The sequence below is a fragment of the Allobosea sp. TAB14 genome, assembly GCF_052113865.1.
Lineage (GTDB): Bacteria > Pseudomonadota > Alphaproteobacteria > Rhizobiales > Beijerinckiaceae > Allobosea > Allobosea spartocytisi.
Window position 1 is genome coordinate 1 of sequence record NZ_JBFRDQ010000226.1, and the last position, 6,233, is coordinate 6,233.

Below are 6,233 nucleotides of genomic sequence, written 5' to 3' on the forward strand. Positions count from 1 at the left end.
GGGCCAGGCCCCGCTCACACCCGAGCAGCGCAAGGCGATCGTCGATCTCATCCGCGAGACCATCGTCAAGAATCCGGAAATCATTCAGGACGCGCTCGTCGAGCTGGAGCGGCGCAACACCGTTGCGCAGGCCGAGGCCCAGCGCAACGCGGTCGCGGGAGAGAAGGCCAAACTTACCGACCCCGCCACCTCCATCGTCATCGGCAATCCGGAAGGCGACATCACGCTCGTCGAGTTCATGGATTACAATTGCAGCTTCTGCAAAAGGGCGATGCAGGACGTGACCGCCCTGTCCAAGGCCGACCCGAAGCTCAAGGTGGTGCTCAAGGACTTTCCGATCCTCGGACCCGATTCGGTCGAGGCGAGCCGCGTCGCGATCGCGGTCAAGAACCAGCTCCAGGGGCMGAAATACTTCGATTTCCACAACAAGCTGATGGSSRYSAAGGGCCGSRTSAACGGCGCCAAGGCGCTSGAGATCGCCAAGGATTTCGGCGTCGATATCGATCGCGCCCGCAAGGACATGGATGCGGCCGCCACCAAGGCCTCGATCGAGGACACCGTCGCGCTGGGCGATCGTTTGGGCCTGACGGGCACGCCTGCCTTCGTGATCGGCGACGAGATCGTCTTCGGCGCCGTCGGCCAGGATGCCCTCAAGCAGAAGCTCGACTCGGTCCGTCGTTGCGGCAAGACCGACTGCGCCGGCTGATCCGCCGCCTGGATGACCGCCTTCCGTGGGCCGGCAAGGGAGCCTTGAGGCTTCCCCTGCCGGCCCGCAGCGTTTATGAGGACGGCGTCCGCCGCCTCGCGCGGTCCCTGGAATCCGCATCCTTCATGGTCGCCACGCCCACGCCGAAAGGCTCCTCCTTCGCTCTGTCGGCTCGATCCAGCAGCGGGACATCCCCTGCCATGTCCGGCCCGGCAGATCGAAAGGTCGGCGCGACCTCCGGGATGAAGCCTGCGGCTCTCGCCGCTTGAACCAAAACGAGCGGGATGGCGGCGCCGCCGCCGTCCCAACCGATTATCCGAGAAGACGGTGATATCCGCCATGGCGACCAAGAGCCCGATCGATCCAGACCTCGTCCGCGAGCTTGCCGAGCTATTGAACCAGACCGATCTCACCGAGATCGAGGTCGAGAAGGGCGATCTGCGCGTGCGCGTCGCCCGCAGCCTGGCGACCACGGTGCATGTGCCGGCAGCTCCGTATCCGGTTGCTCCCGCTCCGGCCGCCCCTGCCCCGGCGGCGCCCGCCGCCGTCGAGGTCAAGCCCGGCGCGGGCCATCCCGGTGCCGTCACCTCCCCGATGGTGGGCACCGCCTATTGCCGCCCCTCGCCCGAGGCCAAGCCCTTCGTCGAGGTCGGCAGCATCGTGAAGCAGGGCGAGCGCATCCTGCTCGTCGAGGCGATGAAGACCTTCAACGACATCGTCGCGCCGCGCGCCGGCAAGGTTACCGCGATCCTGGTCGAGGACGGCCAGCCGGTCGAATACGGTGAGCCGTTGCTGGTGATCGAGTGACGCCCAAGCGCAACGACGACGAGATCAAGATGTTCGACAAGATCCTGATCGCCAATCGCGGAGAGATCGCGCTGCGCGTGCTGCGTGCGGCGAAGGAGCTCGGCATCGCCACCGTCGCGGTGCATTCCACGGCCGACGCCAACGCCATGCATGTGCGCCTCGCCGACGAGAGCGTCTGCATCGGTCCGCCGCCGGCCCGCGAGAGCTATCTCAACATCCCGGCGCTGATCGCCGCCTGCGAGATCACCGGCGCCGACGCCGTCCATCCCGGCTACGGCTTCCTGTCCGAGAACGCCCGCTTCGCCGAGATCCTGGATCGTCACAACATCACCTTCATCGGCCCGAAGGCGGAGCATATCCGCAGCATGGGCGACAAGATCGAGGCCAAGCGCACGGCCAAGCGCCTCGGCATCCCCTGCGTGCCGGGCTCAGAGGGCGGCGTCTCCGACGATGCCGAGGCGCTGCGCATCATCCGCGAGATCGGCCTGCCCGTGATCATCAAGGCGGCGTCCGGCGGCGGCGGCAAGGGCATGAAGGTCGTGCGCAACGAGGACGAGCTCTCCGTCCTGCTCTCGACCGCCCGCAGCGAGGCGAAGGCGAATTTCGGCGACGATGCCGTCTATATCGAGAAATATCTTGAGAAGCCGCGCCATATCGAGATCCAGGTGCTCGGCGACGGCCGCGGCCACGCCATCCATCTCGGCGAGCGCGACTGCTCGCTTCAGCGCCGCCACCAGAAGGTCTGGGAGGAAGGCCCCTCGCCCGCCCTCAACGCCGGCGAACGCGACCGCATCGGCGAGATCTGCGCCAAGGCGATGCGCGAGCTCCAGTACCGCGGCGCCGGCACGATCGAATTCCTCTACGAGGAYGGCGAGTTCTAYTTCATCGARATGAACACCCGCATCCAGGTCGAGCATCCSGTSACCGAGATGATCACCGGGATYGATCTCGTCAACGAGCAGATCCGGATCGCGGCCGGSGCRCCGCTCTCGCTCAAGCAGTCGGACATCGTCCTCGAGGGCCATGCCATCGAATGCCGGGTCAATGCCGAGCACCCGGCAACCTTCCGCCCCTCGCCCGGCAAGCTCGCCTCGTTCCATACGCCGGGTGGCCTCGGCGTGCGCGTCGATTCGGCGGCTTACCAAGGCTATACGATCCYGCCSCATTACGAYTCKCTGGTCGGCAAGCTCATYGTSCATGGYCGCAACCGSGMSGAATGCCTGATGCGGCTGCGCCGCTCGCTCGACGAGTTCGTCGTCGACGGYRTCGAYACGACSCTGCCSCTGTTCCGCACGCTSGTGCGCAAYCCSGACATYCTSAACGGCGACTACAAYATCCACTGGCTGGAGAAATTCCTCGCGGCCGGCGGCATGGGTGAGCCCGAGGCCTGAGAGTTCCGGTCACCGGAAACGGAAAAGCCCCTCGCGATGCGAGGGGCTTTTTGTTTTCCGGTGACTGCGACCTCGCTTCGCCCGTCATCCCGGGCGGAGCGAAGCGCAGACCCGGGATCCATGCCGGTGCCGGGATGACACCGATGGTTCCTCAAAGGGCCTTTCGTCAGACGGGCAGACCTCAGATCGTCTCCAACAGGCCCTTCATCAGCGCGCGGCGCGGCGCGATCGAGGAGATCAGCGCGTATTCCTGCAGCGTGTGAGCACCGTCGCCGTCGATGCCGAGGCCGTCGAGCGTCGGCACGCCGAGCGCGGCGGTGAAGTTGCCGTCGGAACCGCCGCCCGTCATCGGGCAATCCTGCAGGTCGAGCCCGATCCCGGCCGCGACGCCGCGCGCCGTCTCGAACAGCTCCGCAACGGCGGCGGATTTCTCGTAAGGCGGGCGGTTCATGCCGCCGGTGATGCGGATCGTCACCTCCGGATCATGAGCCTTCAGGCCGAGGATGCGTTGCTCCATCATCGCCCCGTCGGCAAGCGTCGTGACGCGGCAGTCGACGCTGAACCAGGCATGCTGCGGAATGACGTTCGCCGCCGTGCCGCCGCCGATCAGCGCGACGCTGGTGGTGATGCCGCGCGCATAGTCGGTCATGGCCTCGATGGCGAGGATCTGGTGCGCCGCCTCGCGGATGGCGCTGCGCCCGTCGGCGTGGCGCGAGCCGGAATGGGCCGGCCGGCCCTCCAAGCGGACCTCGAAGCGGCCGACGCCCTTGCGCGCCGTCACGATCCTACCGCCCTGCCGCGCTGGCTCCGTGACCAGCACGGCAGTCGATCCCCGGCCGATCTCCTCGATCAGCCCCCGGCTCGTCGGAGAGCCTATCTCCTCGTCCGGCGTGAACAGGAACATCATCGGCCGCTTCGCGGAACCGGCCCTCGCCACGTCCTTGAAGGCTTGCAGGGCGAGCCAGGCCCCGCCCTTCATATCGTAGACACCCGGCCCGTAGAGTCTGTCGCCCTCGATGCGAACCGGCAAGTCCTTGCTGCTCGTCCCGACCGGATGCACCGTATCGAGATGYGACATCACCGCGACGGCCGGCTGGCCGTTGTCGAGCCCCGCCCGCAGCATCACCATGTCGCCGAGCCCGTCGCGGCCGGCGATCCGTTCGACCGCGATCGGCAGGCCAGCGACCTCCTTCGCGACCAGATCCATCATGCCGTTCACGCCGGCGGGATGACTGGTGGGACTCTCGAGCGCAACCCAGACGGAGAGCGCGGCGGCGGCATCGGCATGTGTCATGCCCGATCTATCGCCAAGAGGCCGGAACGGGACAAGTGAATTCGCAAGCGCGCCGCCGAGCCATGAGCGCATGACGGAACCCGGGCCCGGTTTCGACCCCTGCCCGCTCCCTGAGCTTGCTCAGGGGCAGGCCATTGACGGGCGCCGGAACTGAAGGTCCGGCCCCCCTCGACGCGGCGCTTATCGCCCCGTCTTCTGACGCCAGGCCGCGAAATCGATCTTCGACTGCTCGTCGGTCGGCGGATAGAGGCCGAGGATCGAGCGGCCCTCCAGCACCTTCTCCGTGACGAAATCCTCGAAGGCCGTCATCTCGATAGCCTCCTCCGCGATCTCGTCGGCGAGATGCGCCGGGATGACGACGACGCCCTCCCCGTCCCCGACGACGATGTCACCCGGAAAGATCGGCGCGTCGCCGCAGCCGATCGGCCCGTTGATCTCGATCGCCTGATGCGAGGTCAGGTTGGTCGGCGCCGAGGGGCGCTGGTGATAGGCGGGAATCGCGAGCTCYGCGATCTCCGGGCTATCGCGGAAGCCGCCATCGGTCACGATGCCGGCAACACCGCGCACCATCAATCGCGACACCAGGATCGAGCCGGCGGACGCGGCGCGCGCATTCTGGCGGCTGTCGACGACGAAGACGGCGCCGGGCGGGCATTCCTCGACCGCCTTGCGCTGCGGATGCGACCTGTCCTGGAAGACGCTGAGCTGGTTCAGGTCTTCCCGCGCCGGGATGTAGCGCAGGGTGAAGGCCGGCCCGACCATGTTCTCGCCCTTGAAGCCGAGCGGGCGCACGTTCTGGATGAACTGGTTGCGCAGGCCGCGCTTGAACAGCGCCGTACAAAGCGTCGCGGTGCTGACGCGCTTCAGCTTCTCGCGCGTTTCGGTGGAAAGCATGATCGTCGCTCCGGTCTAGAAAATAACGGGCTCGGGAACCGGCGCCCCGAAATCGGTGCGCAGGAAATCGAAGTCGCAGCCCTCATCGGCCTGGCCGATATGGCGCGAGAACATCCAGCCATAGCCGCGCTCATAGCGCGCGGGCTCGGGCTTCAGCGCGGCCTTGCGCCGTGCCAGTTCCTCGTCGGAAACCTCCATCGAGATCGAGCGGTTGGGCACGTCGATGGTGATGATGTCCCCCGTCTTCACCAGCGCCAGCGGCCCGCCGACATAGGATTCCGGCGAGACATGCAGGATGCAGGCGCCGTAGGAGGTGCCGCTCATGCGCGCATCCGAGATGCGCACCATGTCGCGCACGCCCTGCTTCACCAGCTTCTTGGGGATCGGCAGCATGCCCCATTCCGGCATGCCGGGGCCGCCGAGCGGACCGGCATTGCGCAGCACCAGAACGGTATCGGCTGTCACGTCGAGATCATCGCGGTCGATATTCGCCTTCAGCATCGGATAATCGTCGAAGACGAGCGCCGGCCCGGAATGCGTCAGCAGTTTCGGCGAGGCGGCGGAAGGCTTCATCACGCAGCCGCGCGGCGCGAGGTTGCCCTTGAGCAGCGCGATAGCACCCTCGGCATAGATCGGGTTGTCGAGCGGGCGGATGACGTCGTCGTTGTAGATCTCGGCCCCGACGAGGCTCTCGCGCCAGCTCTTGCCGGAGGCGTTGATCTGGTCGAGGTCGAGGAAGGGCGTCAACCGCGTCAGCAGGCCAAGCAGCCCGCCAGCGTAATAGAAATCCTCCATCAGATATGTGTCGCCGCTCGGCCTGACATTGGCGATGACCGGCACCTTGCGGCTCGCCGCGTCGAAATCCTCGAGCCCGATGGCATGGCCGGCGCGGCGCGCCATGGCGACGACATGGATCACCGCATTGGTTGAGCAGCCCATCGCCATGGCCACGTTGATCACATTGCGGAAGGCGGCCTCGGTCTGGATCTTCTCCGGCGTCAGCCCCTCCCAGACCATCTCGACGATGCGCCGCCCGGTCGCGGTCGCCATGCGGATATGGTTCGAATCGGCGGCGGGGATCGAGGAGGCGCCGGGCAGCGTCATGCCGAGCATGTCGGCCAGCGCCGTCATGGTCGAGGCC

Annotated in this window: 6 protein-coding genes; 3 read left to right on the top strand and 3 right to left on the bottom strand. The window is 66.8% G+C overall.

Annotated elements, in window-relative coordinates; genetic code table 11:
• The 3 genes from AB4Y99_RS24365 to accC form a co-directional block, all read left to right on the top strand.
• Nucleotides 1-706, top strand: a 706-nt coding sequence (locus AB4Y99_RS24365; RefSeq protein WP_441525132.1) for a DsbA family protein, incomplete at its 5' end; no start/stop codon positions are given.
• 339 nt (nucleotides 707-1,045) lie between these two features.
• Nucleotides 1,046-1,513, top strand: a complete 468-nt coding sequence (accB, locus tag AB4Y99_RS24370) for an acetyl-CoA carboxylase biotin carboxyl carrier protein (protein ID WP_038365739.1) — start codon at nucleotides 1,046-1,048, stop codon at nucleotides 1,511-1,513.
• A 29-nt stretch (nucleotides 1,514-1,542) separates the two neighbouring features.
• Nucleotides 1,543-2,904, top strand: a complete 1,362-nt coding sequence (gene accC, locus AB4Y99_RS24375) for an acetyl-CoA carboxylase biotin carboxylase subunit (RefSeq protein WP_441525135.1) — start codon at nucleotides 1,543-1,545, stop codon at nucleotides 2,902-2,904.
• 181 nt (nucleotides 2,905-3,085) lie between these two features.
• Here the strand turns inward: accC and AB4Y99_RS24380 are convergent, their stop codons facing one another.
• The 3 genes from AB4Y99_RS24380 to AB4Y99_RS24390 all read right to left on the bottom strand — a co-directional run.
• Nucleotides 3,086-4,198: a M20 family metallopeptidase gene (locus AB4Y99_RS24380; protein ID WP_142021007.1), complete on the bottom strand. Its 1,113-nt coding sequence runs from the start codon at nucleotides 4,196-4,198 to the stop codon at nucleotides 3,086-3,088.
• Nucleotides 4,199-4,378: 180 nt separating this feature from the next.
• Nucleotides 4,379-5,092 carry a ribonuclease activity regulator RraA gene (locus AB4Y99_RS24385; protein WP_441525133.1) on the bottom strand — a complete coding sequence of 238 codons (714 nt, stop codon included), beginning with the start codon at nucleotides 5,090-5,092 and terminating at the stop codon, nucleotides 4,379-4,381.
• A 15-nt stretch (nucleotides 5,093-5,107) separates the two neighbouring features.
• The coding region (locus AB4Y99_RS24390; protein ID WP_441525134.1) for a dihydroxy-acid dehydratase at nucleotides 5,108-6,233 on the bottom strand (1,126 nt) is incomplete at its 5' end.